Source organism: Marinobacter maroccanus, from assembly GCF_002933275.1.
GTDB classification, from domain to species: Bacteria; Pseudomonadota; Gammaproteobacteria; order Pseudomonadales; family Oleiphilaceae; genus Marinobacter; species Marinobacter maroccanus.
In genome coordinates this window covers 66,144-88,400 of record NZ_PSSX01000012.1, presented here as the reverse complement: position 1 = coordinate 88,400, position 22,257 = coordinate 66,144, and the positions used below count along the sequence as shown (strand labels likewise).

The 22,257-nt window shown below is 56.2% G+C and carries 17 protein-coding genes; 5 read left to right on the top strand and 12 right to left on the bottom strand.

The window, feature by feature from the left end; translation table 11 throughout:
* The first annotated feature begins 52 nt into the window (after window positions 1-52).
* The 3 genes from KEHDKFFH_RS13715 to KEHDKFFH_RS13705 are packed head-to-tail and all read left to right on the top strand — an operon-like array spanning window position 53 to window position 4,379.
* Window positions 53-1,474 (top strand): mannose-1-phosphate guanylyltransferase/mannose-6-phosphate isomerase, encoded by a 1,422-nt coding sequence (locus KEHDKFFH_RS13715; RefSeq protein WP_104322417.1) that lies wholly within the window; start codon window positions 53-55, stop codon window positions 1,472-1,474.
* The gene (locus KEHDKFFH_RS13710) at window positions 1,471-2,376 is read left to right on the top strand and encodes a lysophospholipid acyltransferase family protein (RefSeq protein ID WP_104322416.1); all 906 of its coding nucleotides are present in this window, start codon (window positions 1,471-1,473) and stop codon (window positions 2,374-2,376) included. The genes KEHDKFFH_RS13715 and KEHDKFFH_RS13710 overlap by 4 nt, the downstream gene beginning before the upstream one ends.
* Window positions 2,370-4,379, top strand: a complete 2,010-nt coding sequence (locus KEHDKFFH_RS13705; RefSeq protein WP_104322415.1) for an O-antigen ligase family protein — start codon at window positions 2,370-2,372, stop codon at window positions 4,377-4,379. The genes KEHDKFFH_RS13710 and KEHDKFFH_RS13705 overlap by 7 nt, the downstream gene beginning before the upstream one ends.
* Here the strand turns inward: KEHDKFFH_RS13705 and KEHDKFFH_RS13700 are convergent.
* Genes KEHDKFFH_RS13700 through KEHDKFFH_RS13685 form a run of 4 tightly spaced genes read right to left on the bottom strand, consistent with a single transcriptional unit; the run spans window position 4,338 to window position 8,330 of the window.
* On the bottom strand, window positions 4,338-5,384 hold the full coding sequence (locus KEHDKFFH_RS13700; protein WP_104322414.1) for a polysialyltransferase family glycosyltransferase: 1,047 nt from the start codon (window positions 5,382-5,384) through the stop codon (window positions 4,338-4,340). The genes KEHDKFFH_RS13705 and KEHDKFFH_RS13700 overlap by 42 nt on opposite strands.
* A gap of 34 nt (window positions 5,385-5,418) precedes the next feature.
* Window positions 5,419-6,498: a CDP-glycerol glycerophosphotransferase family protein gene (locus KEHDKFFH_RS13695; protein ID WP_104322413.1), complete on the bottom strand. Its 1,080-nt coding sequence runs from the start codon at window positions 6,496-6,498 to the stop codon at window positions 5,419-5,421.
* Window positions 6,499-7,617 (bottom strand): glycosyltransferase, encoded by a 1,119-nt coding sequence (locus KEHDKFFH_RS13690; protein ID WP_104322412.1) that lies wholly within the window; start codon window positions 7,615-7,617, stop codon window positions 6,499-6,501.
* Window positions 7,614-8,330 (bottom strand): 3-deoxy-D-manno-octulosonic acid kinase, encoded by a 717-nt coding sequence (locus KEHDKFFH_RS13685; RefSeq protein WP_104322411.1) that lies wholly within the window; start codon window positions 8,328-8,330, stop codon window positions 7,614-7,616. Before KEHDKFFH_RS13685 ends, KEHDKFFH_RS13690 begins: the two co-directional genes overlap by 4 nt.
* Before the next feature lie 157 nt (window positions 8,331-8,487).
* On the opposite strand from KEHDKFFH_RS13685, the gene KEHDKFFH_RS13680 reads away from it, so the two are divergent.
* Entirely contained in the window at window positions 8,488-9,552 is a 1,065-nt protein-coding gene (locus tag KEHDKFFH_RS13680) for a glycosyltransferase family 9 protein (RefSeq protein ID WP_104322410.1), read from the top strand.
* A gap of 109 nt (window positions 9,553-9,661) precedes the next feature.
* On the opposite strand, the gene KEHDKFFH_RS13675 is transcribed toward KEHDKFFH_RS13680, so the two are convergent.
* From KEHDKFFH_RS13675 to typA, 8 genes are all read right to left on the bottom strand, one after another.
* The gene (locus KEHDKFFH_RS13675; protein WP_104322409.1) at window positions 9,662-10,069 is read right to left on the bottom strand and encodes a DUF6165 family protein; all 408 of its coding nucleotides are present in this window, start codon (window positions 10,067-10,069) and stop codon (window positions 9,662-9,664) included.
* Between the two features lie 88 nt (window positions 10,070-10,157).
* The gene (locus KEHDKFFH_RS13670) at window positions 10,158-11,084 is read right to left on the bottom strand and encodes a branched-chain amino acid transaminase (protein WP_104322408.1); all 927 of its coding nucleotides are present in this window, start codon (window positions 11,082-11,084) and stop codon (window positions 10,158-10,160) included.
* Between the two features lie 77 nt (window positions 11,085-11,161).
* A complete protein-coding gene (glnE, locus tag KEHDKFFH_RS13665; RefSeq protein ID WP_104322407.1) occupies window positions 11,162-14,068 on the bottom strand; it encodes a bifunctional [glutamate--ammonia ligase]-adenylyl-L-tyrosine phosphorylase/[glutamate--ammonia-ligase] adenylyltransferase in 2,907 nt (968 codons plus the stop codon).
* 159 nt (window positions 14,069-14,227) lie between these two features.
* Complete coding sequence (locus KEHDKFFH_RS13660; protein WP_104322406.1) at window positions 14,228-15,091, bottom strand: CYTH domain-containing protein; 864 nt, start codon at window positions 15,089-15,091, stop codon at window positions 14,228-14,230.
* Window positions 15,092-15,185: 94 nt separating this feature from the next.
* A complete protein-coding gene (locus tag KEHDKFFH_RS13655; RefSeq protein WP_104322405.1) occupies window positions 15,186-16,205 on the bottom strand; it encodes a porin in 1,020 nt (339 codons plus the stop codon).
* Between the two features lie 488 nt (window positions 16,206-16,693).
* On the bottom strand, window positions 16,694-17,152 hold the full coding sequence (gene dtd / locus KEHDKFFH_RS13650; protein WP_104322404.1) for a D-aminoacyl-tRNA deacylase: 459 nt from the start codon (window positions 17,150-17,152) through the stop codon (window positions 16,694-16,696).
* 92 nt (window positions 17,153-17,244) lie between these two features.
* The gene (pip, locus tag KEHDKFFH_RS13645; protein WP_104322403.1) at window positions 17,245-18,207 is read right to left on the bottom strand and encodes a prolyl aminopeptidase; all 963 of its coding nucleotides are present in this window, start codon (window positions 18,205-18,207) and stop codon (window positions 17,245-17,247) included.
* Between the two features lie 143 nt (window positions 18,208-18,350).
* Complete coding sequence (gene typA / locus KEHDKFFH_RS13640) at window positions 18,351-20,162, bottom strand: translational GTPase TypA (RefSeq protein ID WP_104322402.1); 1,812 nt, start codon at window positions 20,160-20,162, stop codon at window positions 18,351-18,353.
* 560 nt (window positions 20,163-20,722) lie between these two features.
* On the opposite strand from typA, the gene glnA reads away from it, so the two are divergent.
* On the top strand, window positions 20,723-22,126 hold the full coding sequence (glnA, locus tag KEHDKFFH_RS13635; protein WP_053114316.1) for a glutamate--ammonia ligase: 1,404 nt from the start codon (window positions 20,723-20,725) through the stop codon (window positions 22,124-22,126).
* Window positions 22,127-22,257: the final 131 nt, after the last annotated feature.

The following is a 22,257-nucleotide window of genomic DNA, read 5'->3' as shown; positions in this document are numbered from 1 at the left end:
CTGATATTGATGTTTTTCTTGGCATTCTTTAACTCAAGCCCGGAGTGTACAGATGATTCACCCCGTCATTATGGCTGGCGGTACCGGCTCACGCCTTTGGCCGATGTCGCGCCAGCTGAATCCGAAGCAGTTCCTGAAACTGACCAACGGCCCCCCGTCGATGTTGCAGGCCACCGTTGCGCGGCTTGAGGGCATGGACGCAGCAAACCCTCTTCTGATCTGCAACGAGGAACACCGGTTCCTGGCTGCGGAACAAATGCGGCAATCCGGCCACGAGGATACCCGGATCATTCTGGAGCCCTGTGGCCGGAATACGGCGCCGGCCATTGCATTGGCAGCGCTACAGCTGACCGAGGCTGCAGAGAACGGTGCCGATGATCCCCTGATGCTGGTTTTGGCAGCCGACCACCTGATCAAGGACGTCACGGCCTTTCAGGAAGGGGTGAAGAAAGCTATTCCCCTGGCGCGGGAAGGGAAGCTGGTCACCTTCGGTATTGTCCCGAACCATCCTGAAACCGGCTACGGCTACATCCACCGTGGCACCGAACTGGGGCCGGACAGCTACCTGGTGGACAAGTTTGTCGAAAAACCGGACCAGGCGACCGCCAATGGCTACCTGGATTCCGGCGAGTACCTCTGGAACAGCGGGATGTTCCTGTTTGGTGCCCGCCAATACCTCGAGGAGCTGGAAACCCATCGCCCGGATATCCTGGCTGCGTGCCGCGCTGCCATCGCAGATACCGCCGATGACCTGCACTTTACCCGAATAAATGCCGAACGATTTGCGGAGTGCCCCTCGGACTCGGTGGACTACGCCGTTATGGAGAAAACCGACAAGGCTGCCGTGGTTTCCCTGGATGCCGGCTGGAGCGACATCGGCTCCTGGTCCGCGCTCTGGGAAGTCAGCGACAAGGACGCGGATGGCAACAGCCTGACCGGCGACGTGATTACCCACAATACCGCCAACACGCTGGTCCGTGCCGATAGCCGACTAGTAGCAACGGTTGGCGTGGACAACCTGGTGGTTATCGAAACCAAGGATGCTGTGCTGGTTGCCCATAAAGACAGCGTTCAGGACGTCAAAACCGTGGTGGAGCGAATCAAGATCGATGGCCGCCACGAACACATGAACCATCGGGAAGTCTACCGGCCCTGGGGTGTGTACGATTCCATCGACAACGGCGCCCGCTACCAGGTCAAACGCATCACGGTAAAACCCGGCGCCAAGCTCTCTGTGCAGATGCACCATCATCGCGCCGAGCACTGGATCGTGGTCAGTGGCACCGCCCGGGTCACCAACGGCGAGAAAACCTATCTGGTCACCGAGAACCAGTCCACCTACATTCCGATTGGCCAGGTGCACTCGCTGGAGAATCCGGGGGTCATCGACCTGGAACTGATCGAAGTCCAGTCAGGCTCTTACCTGGGTGAGGACGACATTGTCCGTTATGAGGATCGGTACGGCCGGAAATGAGCAAGCTCAAATATTTCGTCATTGCCGGGCTGCTCAGGATTGCCGGCTGGTTATCCCTTGCCGGCGCCCAGCGGGTGGGTCGTTTCGTGGGCTATCTGGTGTGGCGTCTGCCTACCAAATCGCGAAAGGTTACCGATACTAACCTGTCCATCTGCCTCCCCGAGCTTTCAGACACCGAACGTGCGGTTATGTCAAAGAGGTCTCTGGCCCAGACCGGCATGACCATGCTTGAGGTTCCGCTGATGTGGGAGTGGCCGGTGGAGAAATGCCTTGGCCTGATCCGGGAAACCGAGGGGCTTGAACTGATCGACAGGGCCATGGCCGGAGACCAGGGGCTGATCCTCCTCGCACCGCACCTGGGTAACTGGGAGCTGGCCGGGTTGTTCTTCTCATCGCGCTACAAGATGGCAGCCCTTTACAGCCCGCCGAATATGCCCGAATTCGAAGACTACATGATCAAGGTACGCGGGCGGCTCGGCTCTGAGCTGGTCCGGGGCGACCGACGCGGCCTGGCCCGACTTGCCTCGATTCTCCGGGAAGGCGGCGTTGCCGGGATTCTGCCGGATCAGTCACCCCGGGGTAAAGGCAACGCCTTTGCGCCTTTCTTTGGCATGGAAGTGAAAACCATGACCCTGGTTTCCAAGCTGATCCAGCGCACTGGCGCCAACGTGCTGATTACTTATGCCGAGCGTCTGCCCGACGCTTCCGGGTTCCGGATCGTTGTACGCGAGACCGGCCCGGGCCTCGGCGACAAGGACCCTGTGGCCGCAACCACGGCCATGAATCACGCCATCGAGCAATGCGTGCGAGAGATCCCCGAGCAGTATCAGTGGGAATACAAGCGTATGCGCCATCGGCCGCCCGGCGAAATCAACCCCTATAATCCGGACCGAGTATGTTGAACCCCAGACTCGCCTTTCATGCACTGCTGATCATCGGGCTCGGCGGCGCGCTCCTGTCCTCAAGCATCCTGGCAGGCGCGACCCTCTTGCTTGCCATTGCCGGAATGGTGCTCAGTGCCCGCAAATCTTTGTATAAAGCCGGCTGGGACAAGCCCAAAGAGCTCAGGCTGCTGCACTTTTCCTTCTGGTTCTTCGTTCTGGTGAGCTTTCTGTCCTGGGCCCTGGAAGGCTTTGATTATGAGGGCGGCAAAACATTTGGCACGCACGCCCGGTTTATCCTGTTCTGGCCACTCATTGTTGCCATTAGCTATGCCCGGATCGGCGCCCGAACCACCTTTACAGCCGTCGGACTGATGGCCGTTTCCGTCATCGGAGTTTTTCTCGTGACCGTTGCTGCCCGCCAGGGCGCACTTGATCAGGTGCTGAATTCCCGTTTCGGTGGCGGGATCAATCCCATCAGCTTTGGCAATCTCGCTCTCCTGGGCGGCATGCTAACGATCATCGCTGCCATGTTTTTTATCCGGGACAAACGGGTGGGCCTGGCAATACTGTTTCTCACCGGTGGAACGTCTGCAGTCCTGATTTCCATGCTGTCTGAAACCCGCAGCAACCTGGTTGCTCTGCCATTTCTTCTGGTCGTGCTCGTACCGCTGCTCAGCAAAAGGCTTCGAATTGCCGGATTGATTGTTGTGCCACTGCTCGTCGCCGGCGCGATTATCACCAGCGACCGCATGTCCAGTTCGCTCAATGGTTTGCTCCATGATGGCCACCTGGATTCAGGCATGGAAATACGCCTGGAAGTCTGGGGGCAAGCCTGGAATATGCTCAGCGACAACCCCTGGACCGGCGCTGGCCTCGGTGGCTACACCCACCGCATAGAATCGGAGGTTGCAGCTGGAAATCTGCCAGAACACTTCCTGGACTGCTGTACGGGACATGCCCATAACGACCTGCTCAATAATGCTGCCACCAGCGGTATTCCCGGTATTCTCAGCTGGGCCCTGTTGATTTTCATTCCGCTGGCCATCTTTGCCAGAAACCTGTCCAGCCGCCACGCCGCAACGGCCCACCTTGCGGCGGCTGGCTGTATGATCTCCATCGGCTACTTTTTCTTTGGCCTTACAGAGGCCACTTTCAATCGGACCCTGTTCCTTACCTTCTACCTTCTGGCAGTTGCATCGATCGCCTCCTCGATGTTCACAGACTTAAGCGCCTCTTACGTTCGAAACAGGGCCCGGAAGGTCTCAGCGACCATTATCACGAAAAACGAAGAAGACCATATTACCGACTGCCTTAAGTCAGCGAGGCTGGTGGCAGACGAAATCATCGTCCTGGATAGCGGCAGTACTGACCGGACTGTGGAACTGGCCAGAGAGTTGGCCGATGTCGTTGAAGTCACCGACTGGCCGGGTTTTGGCATCCAGAAGCAACGCGCACTTGAGAAAGCGACCGGTGAGTGGGTGCTGTCACTGGATGCCGATGAGCGCGTCACACCAGAGCTGGCAAGAGAGATCAACGATCACCTGGCAGACCCTGACGCGGACGCCTACAAGCTTCCCTGGGCGGTAACGATTTATGGCAGCCGCCTGGATTTCGGGCGTAGCGGCCGGGCACCTCTCCGACTGTTCCGTCGGGAAGGCGTAAGCTTTTCAGACGCCCTGGTACACGAGCGGATACTGATTCCATCCGGCCGCAGGATCAAGACCCTCAGAGGCCGCCTGACGCACTACACACACCGGGATTTCGGCCACTCTCTGGAAAAAAGCGCGAAATACGCCTGGCTTGGTTCTCTGGAGAAGCACCGCAAAGGCAAGAAGACCCGCACCATGATCTACCCCACGCTGCGGGGGCTGATGACGTTCGTGCAGGTGTACTTCATCCGTTTCGGCTTCCTGGACGGCGCTGTTGGTTATCTGACGGCGGTTACCTATGCGCAGGTAACCTTCAACAAGTATGCCGGATTATGGACTCTGGACAGACCGGCCCGCTTCGAAAAGTCGTGACCCCCGAAGGAGCGTTGTTTCCACGCCGACGCTCCTGAACATACTCCTTATTTCGTCATAGTAGGGTAGCCGCGCACCAAGTGCGGCATCATCAATCTGGAAAACCCGGATTTCCGGGAAAATCTTTTTCAGAGTGAACAGAGCGGTTGAAGCAAAGCTGTAGAAAGCCAGATACGATTCTCCGGACAGAGCTACCTCTACCTCTATGGGACGACCCGCCTGTCGAATCTCGAGCGGAAATTCCGCCAGCAGCTTCTCCAGCTCTTCCCTGCTCTCCTTCCGGTGCATGAAGTACACGACACGGCTATCGGGGTGGCGCTCCACCACATGCTGAATTTGCAATTTCAGTTGCTGAAGCCGGTCCTCACCACCAAAGGGCTGGCCAAGAAACCCGACCATGGGCGTCTGACTGCTGTCACGGGCGGATGTTTTGAAGGTTCTGCGAAATACCGGGAAATCATGAACCCGCACCTGAACCAGCTCGGAACTCTGCAACGGAAAGAACGTGAAGAAAGCGATCACATCGGGAACAACCCGATGAATCCGGATTCCCATGGTTCTCAGAAGCCGTTTTTTTGCTACTGAAATACGGGAGGCGATACCCTCTTCGTGGATGGCATGGTAGTAGGTCACTGTCGCCAGGCCGTCATCCACAAAGATGAGCTGTTCGCTATCGAATCCCCGGTAAAACACTTCATGGATCCAACTGGACTTGTTTCCGATAAACAACCTTTCAATTTTTCGTCTCGAAAGGCTCTTGGCGACCGCTCCCAGACGAAGATAGAAGGAGCTCTTTTTCAGATAGATGGTTTCGATGCCCTGCCAGCCAAGTGCTTCGGCAAGGAATTCAATCTGCTCCTCCGTTTCCCGGTTATCAGGTCGGGCAATGACAAGAAGTGTCGTTTCGGCGCTGCAGCCATAATGGTGGCGAGCCTCGGAGCAACTGATCAGTTGCAGGGGAGTGCTCGCAACAAAGACATTGACAGGAATGGCGGCGCTGCTCAAATCATTCGTTTCCCGATCTGGATCATCGAAGCATCTATCCTGAGCTTTCCGGTGCCATGCGTGCAAGTTCCTTACGCAAGCGGCGCCTGACTTTCAGTTTGCGCAACAGGTTCATCGGCTTGCGTTTGAGTTCGCTGCGCTTGTTGATCAGGAAATCCTCAACCGCATCCAGAACCCGCCCGCTCGAGCGACCATCCCTGAAGCTGTGCAGCTGGTCGCAAAGGGCTCGTGTTTCTTTCATCAGGGTATCGGGATACTGCACAGCCTCTTCCAGCGCTGACTCAACACTCTCCACTTCGTGGACGTCGATCAGATAAGGACCCGGCATTTTAGTCCTGAAGGTAACCACCGGGCGATCAAGGAACATGAACTCGAACATGATGGACGAAGTATCGCAAAGCATCACATCCGCCTCAGGAAGTAGGGGCAGCAAATCCTCATCGCTTTCGACAAAGCGAAGGTTCTCGCCGCTCAGCTTGCGATACTGATCCACTACCACGGGATCCATTTTGGGATGCAGAGTTACAATGAACTTCCAGCGACCATTCCTGGACAGCTCGCCGATTTTCGCCACCAGATCCGGAGCGGAAGTAACGGATCGGCTGAACGTTGATGCGTAGAATACAACCGGTAACTCGTTTTCCGAGCGGTTTCTCTTACCCTCCTCGGGCTGCGACAACAGCGGATCCAGTTTGGGCCAGCCGGTATGGGAAACCCCGAAATGCTGGTATTGGGCCGCCAGCTCACGGAATTTTTCCGTGTCTTTCACGGCATGCGTACAGTAGAGATCAAACCATCCGCGAATGCGGTAATGATCACTTTCATCCTCGCTGCTATGGCCACGCTTGTTGCGAGCCATGCCATGAAATACCTCGACCTTGATTCCGGGGAAAAAATAGGGCACCCAGTCCCCGGGCACAAAGGTCGCATCGGCGTTGTACTCCATAACCTCTTTGACGCTGCCAAGGCGGCGCTCGTCGGGTCGAAGTGGCGCCGTTGAGCATCCCGCAATGAACCAGGCCGCTTCATCGCCCCGGCGCCATATCTCCTCCTGCAGGGGGCGCAGGATTGAATAGGAATAGGGCTGATTGACAAAAAACAGATACCGCCGCATTCAGGCCCTGCCCGTGAGTGCTGTGTAAAGCTCACCCGTCTCCCTGACGGTCTGTGAGGTGTGGAAATCCCGGGCTATCCTTTGCCTCGCAGCTTGCCCGAGGGAGGCCGCCAGTTCCCTGTCGCGGTATAGCCGCTCGATGGCCGCTGACAATTCAGGCGCATTTTCCGGCGGGACTACCACCCCACTGACACCATCTTCCACCAGCTCTGGCATGCCACCGACATTGGTTACCACCGGTGCAACACCATAGACCATAGCCTCGATAACCGCTCGAGGCAGCCCCTCCCTTTCTTTCGAAGGAAGCACAAACACATCACTGGCTGCGGCAATGGCCGGCGCATCGGTACGGAACCCCGTGAAGTGAATGCGTTCGGGGTGAGACGTGGCAGCAGCCAGCGCCTGAATCTCATCGTTTTCAATGACATCCCCGACCAGCAACAAATGTGCATTCACATTTTCTGGCAGCCTATCCATAGCCTCTATGAGGTCGTCGAAGCCTTTTCGAGGACTGTTGCGTCCGGTGCAGCACACCACAAAGGCGTCTTCAGGAACGCCAAACTGGGTCAGATCAGCCTTGGGCGATTGATACCAGTTCAGGTCATGCCCCTTGTAGATTCGTTGAAGCTTTCTTTCAGGGATGTGCATCCACAGGAACCGAAGGCTCGCGAGGTAATTCTTGATGGCATCGGCAACACAGACAATCTTGCTGACGCGTGGATGCAGAAAGGTAATCCAGGACTCCGGATTGAGAAAGCTGATGTTACCGATCACACCACGATAGGCGACGATCTTGATATCTGTGCCCCGGGAAGCGCGCAGCCCGCAGGCCAGCGCTCGGGGATTATAAGCGTGAATGACATCGTATTTTTTCTTCGCCAGTTGTTGGCGGATGGCCTCAGTGCCCTCTTTGTCAAAGCGGTTCTTCAGGGCCATGGGACAGGCAACCATGCCCTCGTCGACGAGACGCTGATAATTCCTGCCCTTGGGGTTGCACATGACGTCGACGTCGAATCCGGCCTTTCTGAGTCCGATAAAAAGTTCAGTCTCCGGACGATCACAGGCATCCGTAAGACAAAGTATCGACGGAAGCGATCCGCCCTGTTGTGGATGGGTCAAGTGGCCATTCCCCTGTTATATCCGTTCATAAAAAAATTCCAGACCTTCGCACGGGCGTCCTCCCCGGCCACCTTCACTAGCGACCGAGAGAAGCGATGAAGATTGGCCTCTTTCCAGCGCGCCGGGGCACTGCCTGTAATCAGCGTGCTCTTGTCGAAATCAATCAGAAAGTATTCTTTGCCTCGAACCAGCACGTTGAAACAGTTCAGGTCTGCATGCATGACGCCGGCGTCGTGAAATCGACGAATGGTTTCTCCGATGGAAGCCCAGGCCTCACCGTCCAACTCGGAAATAAGGTCAGCCAGCGGTGACGTGTTCTCCAACCGCTCAATGATGATGGCCGCGCGATACTGAATCGGTGACAGTTTCCGGTACCAGGCTGCAACCGGCCGGGGCACGGGAAGCCCCTGGCTGACCAGGGTGTTCAGCAAACGGAATTCTGCAAAGGATCGCACATCCGCCTCGCGAGTAAAGGCATAGGCGTATCGCGCAAATTTCGCCATCAACCCGCCTCGGCGATATTCCCGAAGCACCAATCGGTCGTCTCCGGCCTTTAAAAACCAGGCACCGCCACGACCGCCGCTGCTTACCGGTCTGGCCTGATCACCCCAGGAATCGGCATTGAACCAATCTTCGGTAACCCTGCCCTCGTAATCCGGGTGAATCAGCATTGCCGAAGCCCTTTCCCGGATACAGATTTCAGACTCCACCATGCTGGGTCCCCGGTCACCGAAATTGAAAGAAGGCACGCCTTACCCGCTCACGCCGGGACGGACGCGCGCGAGTACGTTAGAATGGCGGCCAGTTTACCAATGATTGCCGACAAAGCTCCACAGCCCCAGGCCACAACCTGAACCGGATCAATATTTGATGAACTCCATCTGCATTCTTCGCCTGTCCGCCATCGGCGACGTGACCCACGTGATACCTGTCGTTCTGAGCCTTCAGGAGCAGCTTCCCGGCGTGAAGATCACCTGGGTCATCGGCAAGATCGAAGCAAAGCTGGTTGGCGACTTGCCCGGCGTTGAATTCATTGTTTTCGACAAAAAAGCCGGCCGCAAAGGCTACGCCGAGCTTCGCAGACACATGCAGGGCCGCAAGTTCGACGCACTGCTTCATATGCAGGTGGCGTTTCGAGCCAACCTTGCTGCCGCCTGCATTCCTGCCCGCACCAGGATTGGCTATGACAAGGCCCGCAGCAAGGATCTTCACAGCCTGTTTATCAACCGCCGAATCAAACCGGCACCCCAACAGCATGTTCGCGACTGCCTCGCCAGCTTCCTGGAGCCTCTTGGGCTTGAGGCCGCACCGCCGCGCTGGCAGATTCCGGTGAGTGACTCGGACCATCATTTCGCCAGGGAGCAACTGGCAACTGATCGCAGAAACCTGGTAATCAGCCCGTGCGCCAGTCATACCCTGCGTAACTGGCCTGCCGAGCGCTACGCCCAACTGGCTGATCATGCGGTACGGAAGCACGGAATGAAGGTGATTCTGGTGGGCAGCCCCGCGCCCTTCGAGGCCGAGTATTGCGCCGCCATCGAAACGGCAATGAAAGAAAAAGCCCACAATATCTGCGGCAAGGACACGCTGAAACAGCTGACAGCGTTGATGAGCCATGCTGATCTGGTGGTGACCCCCGATACCGGGCCGGCCCATATCGCCAGTGCGGTTGGCACCGATGTGCTTGGGTTGTTTGCTGCGAGCAATCCCTACCGCTCCGGGCCCTACAATTCTCTGGATTGGTGCGTAAACCGGTATCCGGAGGCTCTGGAGAAATTCACTGGCAAAACAGTGGAACAGGCACGGTGGGGTGCGAAAGCAGAGTTCGAGGGAGCGATGGAGCTGATCACGGTGGCGGATGCAACGGATATGCTGGATCGGTGGATTGAAGCTCACCCGGCGCCAGACACACAAACGGCGCCAAAGTCTGACTGACCCCGGCGCCGTTTGAGAGCTTTGTCGGATTACGCTTTGCTAATCCGACCTACCTGCTGGCCAAAACTGAAAACGGGGTCAGATGAAAGTGTTCATCTGACCCCAACTTTCACTTTCTGGCGGTGTAGTCCTGGTAGGACTTTTCTTCCACGAAACGCGACCCGAGGGCCAGGTTAACCTCTTTCTTGATGGCCGCGCGCTTGTCGTTGGTGACGTAAACGGCGCGAGCCAGCTCGATGAATCTCGGACCAAAGTCCTGGGCGGCTTCCTGATCACGAATGTCGTCTTCAATCACCCACAGCTCTTCGTTTACCGCTTTCAGTTGCTTGCGAAGATCGGCAATTTCAGCAGCCTTGTCCTTTAACGCCTCGTCCCAGGTAGCACTCAGCTCATCAAGCTCAAGCCGAACGTTCCTGACCTTTGCTTCATCTTTGATGCGCTCGGACTTGATTTCGAGAATGGTGATTTTGTCCAGCACCTCGCCGAAGGATACCGGTACCTTGATAACGTCTGCCATTTGCTCGTCCCGCCAGTAAACAGGGTGTGTTAAATAACAAAGCCGCCGGGCTGAAACAGTCAACGGCGGCTTGCGACTTTTTCTGGAATCAGCCTTTGACGTGAGTCAGCCAGCCGCTGTGCTCAGCCAGCTTGCCCTTGACCGCATCAAAGTACATACCTTGAAGCTTCTCGGTCACCGGACCACGCTTGCCGGCACCGATTACACGGCCGTCCAGCTCACGGATCGGCAGAACCTCGGCTGCTGTGCCTGTGAAGAAGGCTTCATCAGCGATGTAGACTTCATCACGGGTAATCCTGCGCTCCTTGACCGGAATGTTCAGCTCGCGGGCGAAATCCATGATCGTGGCGCGGGTAATACCCTCCAGGCAGGAAGTGAGTTCAGGCGTGTGAAGAACGCCGTCACGCATGATAAAGATGTTTTCTCCGGAACCCTCGGCAACGTAGCCTTCGTTGTCGAGCAGCAGAGCTTCCTCGGCGCCGCCGGAGATAGCCTCGTTCAGGGCCAGCATCGAATTGATATAGTTGCCGTTCGCTTTGGCCTTGCACATGGTAATGTTCACGTGGTGGCGCGTATAGGACGACGTGCGCACCTTGATGCCCATCTCCTTCGCTTCCGGGGACATGTAAGAGGGCCAGCTCCAGGCCGCAACCATGACGTGAACCTTGAGATTATCGGCCCTCAGCCCCATGCCCTCGGAACCCAGAAACGCCATCGGGCGGAGATAGGCTTCGTCGAGGTTGTTCTCGCGAACTGCCGCACGCTGGGCCTCATTGATCTCGTCCTTGCTGAACGGCATTTTCATGTTCAGGATGTGGGCCGAACGGAACAGTCGATCAGTGTGCTCTTTCAGGCGGAAGATAGCCGGGCCATTCGCGGTATTGTAGGCCCGCACACCTTCAAAACAGCCCAGGCCGTAATGCAGAGTGTGAGTCAGGACGTGGGTCTTGGCATCCCGCCAGGGAACCATCTCACCATCCATCCAGATAACGCCATCGCGATCAGCCATCGACATTCTTCATTGCTCCTAAAAAAGCGTTTTTCGGGGGAACCGGCATTCTAGCAGGAAAATCTGCCGGAATTGAATTTGCCTCAGGTATCAAGCATCACTTTTTTCCACATGGCGCGGATGTAGTCACGCTCCTCTGTGAAGGCATCGCCGTCCACCTGGCTATTAAGGTTCTGAAGCGCCCGGCGGTGAATGGTGGAGCGAAGGGCAATGAAGGTTTCCCTGAGTTTTTCGGCATCTTCCACAGCCATCACACCGGCACGCCCCAACTCTTCCATCTGGCGAATATTGTCGGACCACTGGGTAAGCTCCGGGTGTTCGGCGCACCAGGCCAACATCAGGTACTGCACCAGAAACTCGATATCCACGATGCCACCGGTATCATGCTTTATGTGGAACACTTCGGCTTGCCGGCTTTCCGGCGTGGCGAGGCTGGCGCGCATTTTCTCCCGCATGTCGACCACTTCTTTGCGAAGCTTTTCACGGTCACGGGACTGGCAAAGGATGTCATGGCGTATCGATTCGAAGGCTTCGAGAGTCTCACTGCATCCGGCAACGCCCCGGGCACGGGCCAGGGCCTGGTGTTCCCACGTCCAGGCATCTTCACGCTGATATTTTTCGAAGGCCTGCAATGTGCTGACCAGCAGGCCCGAGTTGCCGGAGGGCCGCAGGCGCATATCCACTTCGTAGAGTTGTCCTGACGGGGTCTGGGTATTGAGGATGTGGACAATCCGTTGCCCCAACCGGGTATAGAAAACCGCATTATCAATGGGCTTTTCGCCATCGGTAGCCAACTCCGGATCGGCTTTGTGCACAAACACCAGATCGAGATCGGAGGTGTAGCCAAGCTCGATCCCGCCCAGCTTGCCATAGCCAATAATCGCGAAATCCGTCTCACAGGCAGAACCATCCTGCCGTCGAGGATAGCCATGACGGCTGACCAGGTTGGCGAAGGCCACGTCCACTACGTGGTCCAGAACAACCTCGGCGATCCAGGTCAGGTAGTCACTGACCTTCATCAACGGTAATGTGCCTTTCAGTTCAGACGCCGCCACCCGCAGGATGTGGGCTTTCTTGAAATGGCGCAGGGACTCCATCTGCTCTTCCAGATCCTCAAACGGAATCCGCAGCATTTGCTGGCGCAAATCATCCTGTAATTCTGCTTTTGCGGGCGGACTGTAGAGGCTCTCTGCGTTCAGAAGCTCATCCAGCAGCAGCGGAGTTTCTGCCAGTTGCCGGGCAATCCAGGGGCTCTCACTGCACAACCGGACCAGCTGGGTACAGGCACCCGGGTTTTCCAGCAGCAACACCATGTAGGCGGTGCGCCGCAGAATGGCTTCTACCAGCTGCAACACTCTCGACAGCGTCTCGGAAGGGTTATCCACCTGGGTGAGCGCTTCCAGTAGCATCGGCATGAACTGGTTGAGCCGCCTTCGTCCCTGAGTCTGAAGATTTTGTACGGTCCGGTTGTCACGCAGCTCGGCCAGCTCGGCCAGCGTATTCTCGGGGTCTTCATACCCTCGGGATTTCAGCCAGTCGGCAGCAGCGCCCTCTTCCATTTCGGCGAGCCAGAGTTCAAACCAGCCTTCTTCAAGCGACTCCTGGTCTTCATTCTCCTCATCCTCGGTGGCGATGATATTGGCGAAATGATTGGCCACCCGCTCCCTGTGCTGGCTGAGGCTTTGCTCACAAGCCTGCCAGGTCTCGAAACCCATGATCGTAGCTACCCGAACTTGGGATAGCTCATCTTCCGGAAGTAGCTGGGTTTGCTTATCCTCCATACCCTGAAGCGCATGTTCCAGGTTTCGCAGGAACACATAGGCGTCGCGCAGCTCATGAACCACCGATGAAGGCAAGAGCTCCAATTCCTCAAGCTCCTTCAGAATCACCAGCAGTTCCCGCTGCTGAAGCTCCCTGTCCCGACCACCGCGAATGAGCTGAAACGCCTGGACCACGAACTCGATCTCGCGGATGCCTCCGCTGCCCAACTTGATGTTGGTTTCGAGTCCCTTTCGGCGCACCTCCCGGCCGATCATGGCTTTCATACTGCGCAGGGACTCAAAGGCGCTGAAATCGATGTACTTGCGATAGACAAAGGGGCGAAGGCTTTCCATGAGCACCTTCCCCGCCTTCTGATCGCCGGCCACCACCCGTGCCTTGACCATGGCGTAGCGCTCCCAGTCGCGCCCCTGATCCTGGTAATAGGTCTCCAGAGCGGCAAAACTCAGCGCCAGTGCACCGCTCTGACCATAAGGCCTGAGGCGCATGTCCACCCGAAAAACGAAACCGTCCGCGGTTATCTGATCCAGAGCCTGAATCAGACGCTGCCCCAGGCGGACGAAAAACTGCTGATTATCCAGCGAGCGCCTCCCGCCAACAGTTTCCCCTTTGCTCGGAAAGGCAAAGATCAGGTCGATATCCGAGGACACATTCAACTCCCGACCACCCAGTTTGCCCATGCCCAGGACCACCATTTTCTGGTCTGCTTCCTGACCGGTAACCGGATCAGCACCGCGGGGCGTGCCGTACTGTTCGCAGGCATCCCGGTACAACCAGCTGAGCGCTCCATCGATGCAGATATCAGCAAACGCGCTGGTGGCCGCCATTGTTTCAGCCAGGTCGGCCCACCGCATCAGATCCCGCCAGATAATCCGGAACTGGGACTCCATGCGGAATTGCCTGAGAGCCGAATGCAGTGCCGACTCGCTATCGACCTCAGAAAGATAGTCCTGCCAACGATTTTCGAGGTATTCGGGAGTGGTGGGCTCCGTCAGCGAACGGGAGGCCATCAAGGCCTGAATTTGCCCGGGATGGCGCTCCAGAGTCTGGCGCAGGAACAGGCTGCGGGAGATTGCAGTGGCCACCGCCGCAGCATCCATACCCTCTGATGACGTTAACCAGGCCGGAACCCCCTCGGGAAACACCGATTCCCAACACCCGGCGACATCATCCGCCAGCGGTTTCGGTAGGCTGTGCCACGGCTCGGACATAATGCAAACCCTTATCTGCCTGTTGTATTTCCGCTACTGTATAACGTACTTACCCGTGACTGAAGACTCGGGCGACATGGATGCAAGGAAACCGACGAGGCGGAGCTCGCAGAAGAGAACTCAACTGATCAGAAAGCGGTCGCTTCAACAATCCAGTGATTACTGACCGGCAGCAGCAAGCTGCAACTGAAGAACGCCCAGCTGCGTCGAGTTTTCGGAAAGATCACGAACGGCAGCGCCACTGGCCAGCTCAGCGATCACGCACTCATAAAGTTCGCCACACCGTGCGGTAGCAGCGGTCCTCTCCACTTGCGAGAGATCCAGCTTGTCTACAGGAAACGGCTTGTCGAGCAGCCAGCATGCGCCCAACGCCTGAAGAAACTCAGTCACTGTCAGTGGCTCAGGTTTGCAAACAATCTCCGGGCAATACAGGCCCGCAAGAAAATAACCCTGCTCAGCCTTACTGATGAGATTCAGGAAAACCGGCACTTCGCGGGCCAGTTCGAGCGCCCAGGCCACCAGTTTTCCGCCTTCCCCGCTTTTGAGTTCAAATTCCACTTCATGCAGTGGCCATCTGGCATCTTTGCCCGCCACAGTGCCAGAGTCGACGGCGATCTCGATGACACTCGGCCCTTGTTCCAGCCAGAGCACCTGACGCTGAAAGTTGGTTTCAAACACCACCTCGAGACTGCCGAGATCCAGTTCGGAATTCAGCGGTGTTCCTTCGAGTAAAGACAGATCCAGTTCAGGACCGGATACCGGCCACTCCCACTCTTCGCGCCGGTGAGCCCCATCAACGAATTCACCCCGGGTTTTCAGGGTCTGGATATAGTCATCGCCCGCTTTGCGAACTCTCAGCGCGGCTTTGGCCCGATTCAGATCGGCATTGGGCGTGTCGAAATAGCGATTGATCAGCGATTTGGTTTTTCCGGGGCGCACCTCAGGTCGGGAGGAAAGCCACTCCAAAGCCTTCGCCTGCGCTGCGTCAGAAACACTGAGCTTGATTTCCAGTTCGGTTGCCATGCCCATGCCTTATTTTTCGGGATTCAGAAACACAAAAAAACCGGCGACCCTGAGGTCGCCGGTTTTCATACTACAGGATTAGCCGATTGGCTGATCAGAAGTAGTAAACACCACCAACGGAAGCGATAGAACGCTCGCTTTCATCAGCAACGCCGTATACGCCGTCGTCACCGCCGCCCAGGTAGCCTTCGAAGTACACATACATGTGGTCAGACAGGTTGTGCAGAGCCTGGAAGGTTACTGTGGAGGTTTCGGTGTCGGTAGCGTCATCAGCAACGTTCATCTCGTAAGAGAGAGCGAACTGATTGGCACCCATGGTGTAGTAACCGATTACGCCGTAAGTGTCAGAAGCGTCCTTGGTGGTGTGGTACTCACCAGTTACGCGCAGATCACCCATGTCGTAGCTGGCACGCAGGCCGTAGGTGTTTTCGTTGCTGGCAGAACCGCCACCATCGTTGGAGTCCATAGCGAAGGCCAGCTCCAGAGCGTCCATTTCATAGACAGCGGCCAGCTGGTACGGGTAGGACTTCTTGCCACCTTTGTCAGACAGTGTCTGGTCATCGCCGTCGCCGTTGATCTGAACAGCGCCCATCAGGGTCAGGCCACCGAAGCTCGGGCTGCTATACTGAATCATGTCGCCTTCGCCAGTGGTGTAGTCAGCGCCGATGTTCAGGGTAGCCACTTCGTAGTACTGGGAGATTTCGTCTACAGCGCGCTCGTAAGTGGAGTCGTCAGAACCAACCCAGATCTGGCCGAAGCTGTCGCCTTTGATACCAATGTAAGCTTCATCGAGCTCGTTCAGACCGGCGTTGTCACCTTCACCGTCCTTGTCGTCGGCGTTAAGGCCTTCCATTTCAAGCTTGAAGAAACCAGTGATACCGGGAGCAATCTCGTGGTCGTGCTTAACACCAAGGGTGGAACCGTTGTCAGCGTGTTCAACAACAGACTCGCCGCCCTTTACGCTGTCATGATAAAGGACGTACTGGATGTTGCCGTATACAGTCGGCATGGAATCCATCTTGGCAGCCAGCTCGGAAGCAGACATGGTCTGTGCAGAGGCAGCGCCGGAGAAGGTTGCGACTGCGATAGCAGATGCGAGGAGCGTTTTTTTCATGTTGCGTCTTCCTTTTTGAGTTAACTCAGGTTTTAGCGACGGGTTCTTATCCCGATTTTGTAAGGCTTCACCAGTCAGGCTGGATGAGGCCGATTCTGCATCACTCCCATGTCAGTTTTATGACAAAGAAGCAACTTTTCTTCTTTTTCGAATAAATCTGAAAGAATCCAGATCTATACAGCTCAATCACTTATCGAGCTTTCTTAAAGCTCTAGATGATGAAACTGTTTTAATACAATCATTCTCATTTTGCAAATTAACTGCGGTGCTTTTTTAGCTCTTTTAGCAGCAGAAACGCAAGTATTTATGCTATTTTCAGCTCGCTAGCCGCGTTACAGTTCCGTTTCAAATCCGAGGCCAGATTACGATTAACCTTTTATTAACAGGACGTTAGGCCCCGAAAGCTGCACAAAATCAAAGTCTCTCGTGGCATTTTCGCACCATTGCAGCCCAGCATGACGGGCCGCGCACAATACTAGTGCAACTACCTATACGCGCCTTTGTTTAATCTCTAGCAGGAAGGTGACAGGCCCGTCATTCGTCAACCCAACCTTCATATCCGCGCCAAACCGTCCTTCACCCACCTTGCTCGAACCCAGATGGGATCTTGCGTCTGCCACAAACAATTCGTAGAGCCGGGTGGCGACATCCGGACCCGCTGCAAGGGAGAAACCGGGCCTCGTTCCAGATGATGTATCAGCCGCCAAAGTAAACTGTGGAACAACAAGGAGGGAACCACCGATATCCAGCAGGCTGCGGTTCATCCGCCCCGCGTCATCGGGAAACACTCGGTAAGTGAGGATTTTTCGGCAAAGTTCCCTTGCCTCGCGCTCGCTATCTCCTTTTTCGACACCCAGCAAAAGCAGAAGGCCTGTGTCGATCGAGGCTATCTGCTCACCGTCCACGGTAACACTGGCTTGCGAAACTCGCTGGATCAATCCTTTCATCAACTGCCTTGGGGACGATGGAACAGGCAAAAATTAAGATCGAGCAAGAGTGTATCCATGGCGGGTACCGGCCGCAACCCTGAAAACGGAATTCAGCCAGCACTTTTCTCAGTTTTGGCGACAACGGACTCAATACCACGAATCAGCGCATCGATTATGGCAGGCTCCGACGCGGAGTGGCCCGCATCGCGAATGATCTGGAATTCCGCCTCCGGCCAGGCCTTGCTGAGCGCCAGGGCATTGTCCAGCGGGCAAACCATATCGTACCGTCCGTGAACAATAACCCCGGGAATGTCTGCCAGGCGATGCGCATCGCGAATGATCTGGTCTGGCTCAAGAAAGGCGGAGTTCATGAAATAGTGGCATTCGATACGGGCCAACGCGATGGCAACGTGGGGATGACCAAAGTGCTCAACCACCCTGGGGTTCGGGTGCAGAGTTGCGCATCGGCCCTCCCAGACTGACCAGGCCTTGGCAGCCTGGATTTGTTCCAGCTCGTTGGTACTGGTCAATTTTCGGTAATAGGCCGCCACCATATTATCCCGCTCGGCTTCCGGAATTTGTGCCTCGAAGTCAGACCAGTAATCCGGGAACACGCGGCTGGCACCCTCCTGGTAAAACCAGTGAATATCACGGGGACGACAGAGAAATATGCCACGCAGAACCAGCCCCGAGACTCGATCCGGGTGCGCCTGGGCATAAACCAGACTAAGAGTCGACCCCCAACTGCCGCCAAACAGAAGCCACTTGTCGATACCAAGAAACGAACGCACCGCCTCCATATCCTCAACCAGCTTGGCCGTGCTGTTGCCCTCAAGCTCTGCCAGTGGCGTGGACCGGCCGGCACCCCGCTGATCCATGAGGATAATCCGGAATCTTTCAGCGTCGAAAAAGCGCCGGTGATAATCCTCGCACCCGTCACCCGGGCCACCATGAACGACAAGAACCGGCATCCCGTCAGGGTTCCCGCTTTCCTCAATGTAGAGTTCGTGGGGCGGATCAACGGCAATACGGTGCTGGGCGTTGGGCTTGATGTCAGGGTAGAGGGAAAGCATGGAGCACTCCGGAACAGGGTTGTCCCAGAATTCTGGATGAAGATGGGGTCAGATGAAAGCTTTCATCTGACCCCAAGGGATACTTCGACTGGAGAGGTCAACATGGGGTCAGAAGAACGCTCTCTTCTGACCCCGCATTCACGTTACTTCTTGCTGGCGCGCTTACGCTCATTCTCGGTCAGGAGTTTCTTGCGCAGCCTGATGGATTTCGGTGTCACTTCCACCAGCTCGTCGTCATCAATGAATTCCAGCGCCTGTTCAAGGGTGAACTTGATCGGCGGCACCAGGCCAATGACTTCATCCTTGCCGGAGGCGCGCATGTTGTCGAGCTTTTTGGCCTTGGTGGGGTTAACCACCAGGTCGTTGTCCCGGCTGTGAATACCACACAGCTGCCCTTCATAGATCTCCTGCCCCGGATCCAGGAACAGCTTGCCGCGGCTCTGCAGGGTTTCCAGCGAATAGGTCAGTGCTGTGCCCGTAGCCATGGACACGATGACACCGTTCTGGCGGCTGGTTACATCACCAACCTTGATCGGGCCGTAGTGGCTGAAGGTCGAAGTCAGGATGCCAGTGCCTGAGGTCATGGTCAGAAAGGTGTTCCGGAAACCAATCAAACCACGTGCTGGAATGGTGTAGTCCAGACGCATCCGGCCCTTGCCATCCGGCACCATGTTGGTCAGATCGCCCTTGCGCAGCCCCATTTGCTCCATGACGGCACCCTGGTGCTGCTCCTCGATATCAACAATGACGTTCTCGTACGGCTCCTGCTTTACGCCATCCACTTCCTTGATAACCACTTCCGGGCGACCAACAGCCAGCTCAAAGTTCTCGCGGCGCATGTTCTCGATCAGAACTGACAGGTGCAATTCGCCACGACCGGACACCTTGAACTTGTCCGCGGAGTCACCCTCTTCGACGCGCAGCGCAACGTTGTGCAGCAGCTCCTTTTCCAGGCGCTCCTTGATGTTCCGGCTGGTAACGTACTTGCCTTCCTTGCCGGCGAAGGGCGAATCATTGACCTGGAAAGTCATGGATACAGTCGGCTCATCCACCGTCAGTGCCGGCAGCGCTTCAACATTGGCCTGATCACAAAGGGTGTCGGAAATGAACAGCTCATCCATCCCGCTGACACAGACAATGTCGCCAGCCTGGGCTTCATCAACCTCAACACGTTGCAGACCGGAATGCCCCATGATCTTGAGGATACGGCCATTGCGCTTTTTACCATTGGCGCCGATCGCGGTTACCGGCGAATTGGTCTTGATCTTGCCCCGCATGATACGGCCGATGCCGATCACACCGAGGAAGCTGTTGTAGTCCAGCTGTGAAATCTGCATCTGGAACGGGCCATCCGGATCAACATTTGGCGCCGGCACATGATCAACAATCGCCTGGAATACGGCATCCATGTTGTCATCCAGCTTTTCGTGATCCATTCCGGCAATGCCGTTCAGGGCACTGGCGTAGACAATCGGGAAGTCCAGCTGCTCGTCGGTGGCGCCCAGGTTATCAAAAAGGTCAAACACCTGATCCACAACCCAGTCCGGACGGGCGCCGGGACGGTCGATCTTGTTAACCACTACGATCGGACGCAGACCCGCGGCAAAAGCCTTCTGGGTAACGAAACGGGTCTGAGGCATGGGGCCGTCGATGGAATCAACCACCAGCAGCACGCAATCCACCATACTCATGACCCGCTCAACCTCACCACCAAAATCAGCGTGGCCCGGGGTGTCTACAATATTGATGTCGTAGCCATTCCACTTCAGAGCGGTGTTCTTCGCCAGGATGGTGATGCCCCGCTCTTTTTCCTGGTCATTGGAATCCATGACCCGCTCGCTATCGAGCTCTTTGCGCTCCAAAGTGCCTGACTGGCGCAAAAGCTGGTCGACAAGCGTGGTTTTACCATGGTCAACGTGGGCGATAATGGCGATATTACGAAGTTTTTCGATCACAAAAATATTCCTGCGGCATGCACTCAATGACCTGAGAAGGTCGTTCGCAGGGGAAATCCCAGCACATGCCGTCTCAAATCCGTAAAATGAACTCATTCACCGGAGCTCTCTGCCCGGCACCCTGCACGGCGATTTCCGATCCGGGATCCGAAAATGGCAGGGTAAAAAATGAAGCGGCGCGCAGTATATCGAAAAGTCTGTGTCGTTAATATGAAGAAAAACGCCTATTCTTTATACGAAGCAATCGCACCTATTTAGGGCAATCAACCGATAAACGCACCAATAAAGTGCACCATTTAAGTGCAAGTGATCATCCAACAGCTACTAATTTCTCGTGAGCATGCCCCAAACCCTTGCAGTTGCGCCGTTCTGGAGCATGCCCTAAAAATTGGCAAGCGCCTTGCTTTACCCAGATCAGCCGAAATTTACAGGTAAGACGCAACGGCATTTGCTAAGCTGCGCGAACCTGAGAAACAGATCGGAACCCGTTAGCCCGGGCGATCCGGCACCACGAACATGAATACAGCCGCCTGTGCGGTATAACTAACGGAGCATGCACAATGTCCAAGACAGTTGATTTGATCAAAGAACACGAAGTCAAATGGGTTGACCTGCGCTTCACCGACAGCCGCGGTAAAGAGCAGCACGTTACACTGCCTGCCACCGAAGTGGATGAAGACTTTTTCGCAGACGGCAAAATGTTTGACGGCTCCTCCATCGCGGGCTGGAAAGGCATCAACGAATCCGACATGATCCTGATGCCGGACGACGAGACTTCCGTACTCGATCCGTTCACCGAAGAAACCACGGTCAACATTACCTGCAACATCGTAGAGCCCTCTACCATGCAGGGTTATGAGCGTGATCCGCGCTCCGTTGCCCGCCGTGCCGAGGAATACCTGAAGTCCACCGGCATCGCCGATGGCGCCCTGTTCGGCCCGGAGCCGGAGTTCTTCGTGTTTGATTCTGTTAAATGGAATGTGGACATGCAGGGCGCTTCCTACCATATCCACTCTGAAGAAGCTGCGTGGGTTTCCGGCGAGGACTTCGACCGCAACAACATCGGTCACCGCCCGGGCGTCAAAGGCGGCTACTTCCCGGTTCCGCCTGTGGACAGCCTGCATGACCTGCGTGGCGCCATGTGTGCCGCCATGGAATCCATGGGCCTGGAAATTGAAGTACACCACCACGAAGTCGGTACTGCCGGCCAGTGTGAAATCGGCGTTGGCGCCAACACCCTGACCCGCAAGGCTGACGAAGTACAGATTCTCAAGTACTGCGTACACAATGTGGCCCACGCCTACGGCAAAACCGCCACCTTCATGCCCAAGCCGGTTGTCGGTGACAACGGTTCCGGCATGCACGTACACATGTCCTTGAGCAAAGACGGCAAGAACCTGTTCGCCGGTGACAGCTATGCCGGCCTGAGCGAAGCAGCGCTGTACTATGTCGGTGGTGTTATCAAGCACGCCAAGGCCATCAACGCCTTTACCAACCCGGCAACCAACAGCTACAAGCGCCTGGTACCGGGTTACGAAGCACCGGTTATGCTGGCTTACTCCGCCCGTAACCGTTCGGCTTCCATCCGTATCCCGTACGTGAACAGCCCGAAAGCGCGTCGTATCGAAGTACGTTTCCCTGACCCGGCGGCCAACCCGTACCTGGCGTTCGCGGCACTGATGATGGCCGGCCTGGATGGTATCCAGAACAAGATCCACCCTGGCGATGCCATGGACAAGGATCTGTACGACCTGCCGAAGGAAGAAGCGCTGAGCATTCCGAAGGTTGCCGAGACTCTGTCTGAAGCCCTGGACTGCCTGGAAGCAGACCACGAGTTCCTGACTCGCGGCGGCGTATTCACCGAAGACATGATCGCGGGCTACGTGGATCTGAAGCGCGGTGAAGTCGAGAAACTGAACATGACCACTCACCCGGTCGAGTTCGATCTGTACTACTCCTGCTAAAACCTCTCCAGAGGACAAGCAGACAAGCCCCGCCCTCGTGCGGGGCTTTTTTGTGAGCGATAGCACAGTGCCTGCAGCCCTTAACGATATGTAACCAACATCCGGGTCTGCAGGCGTTGAAAAGACCCAGG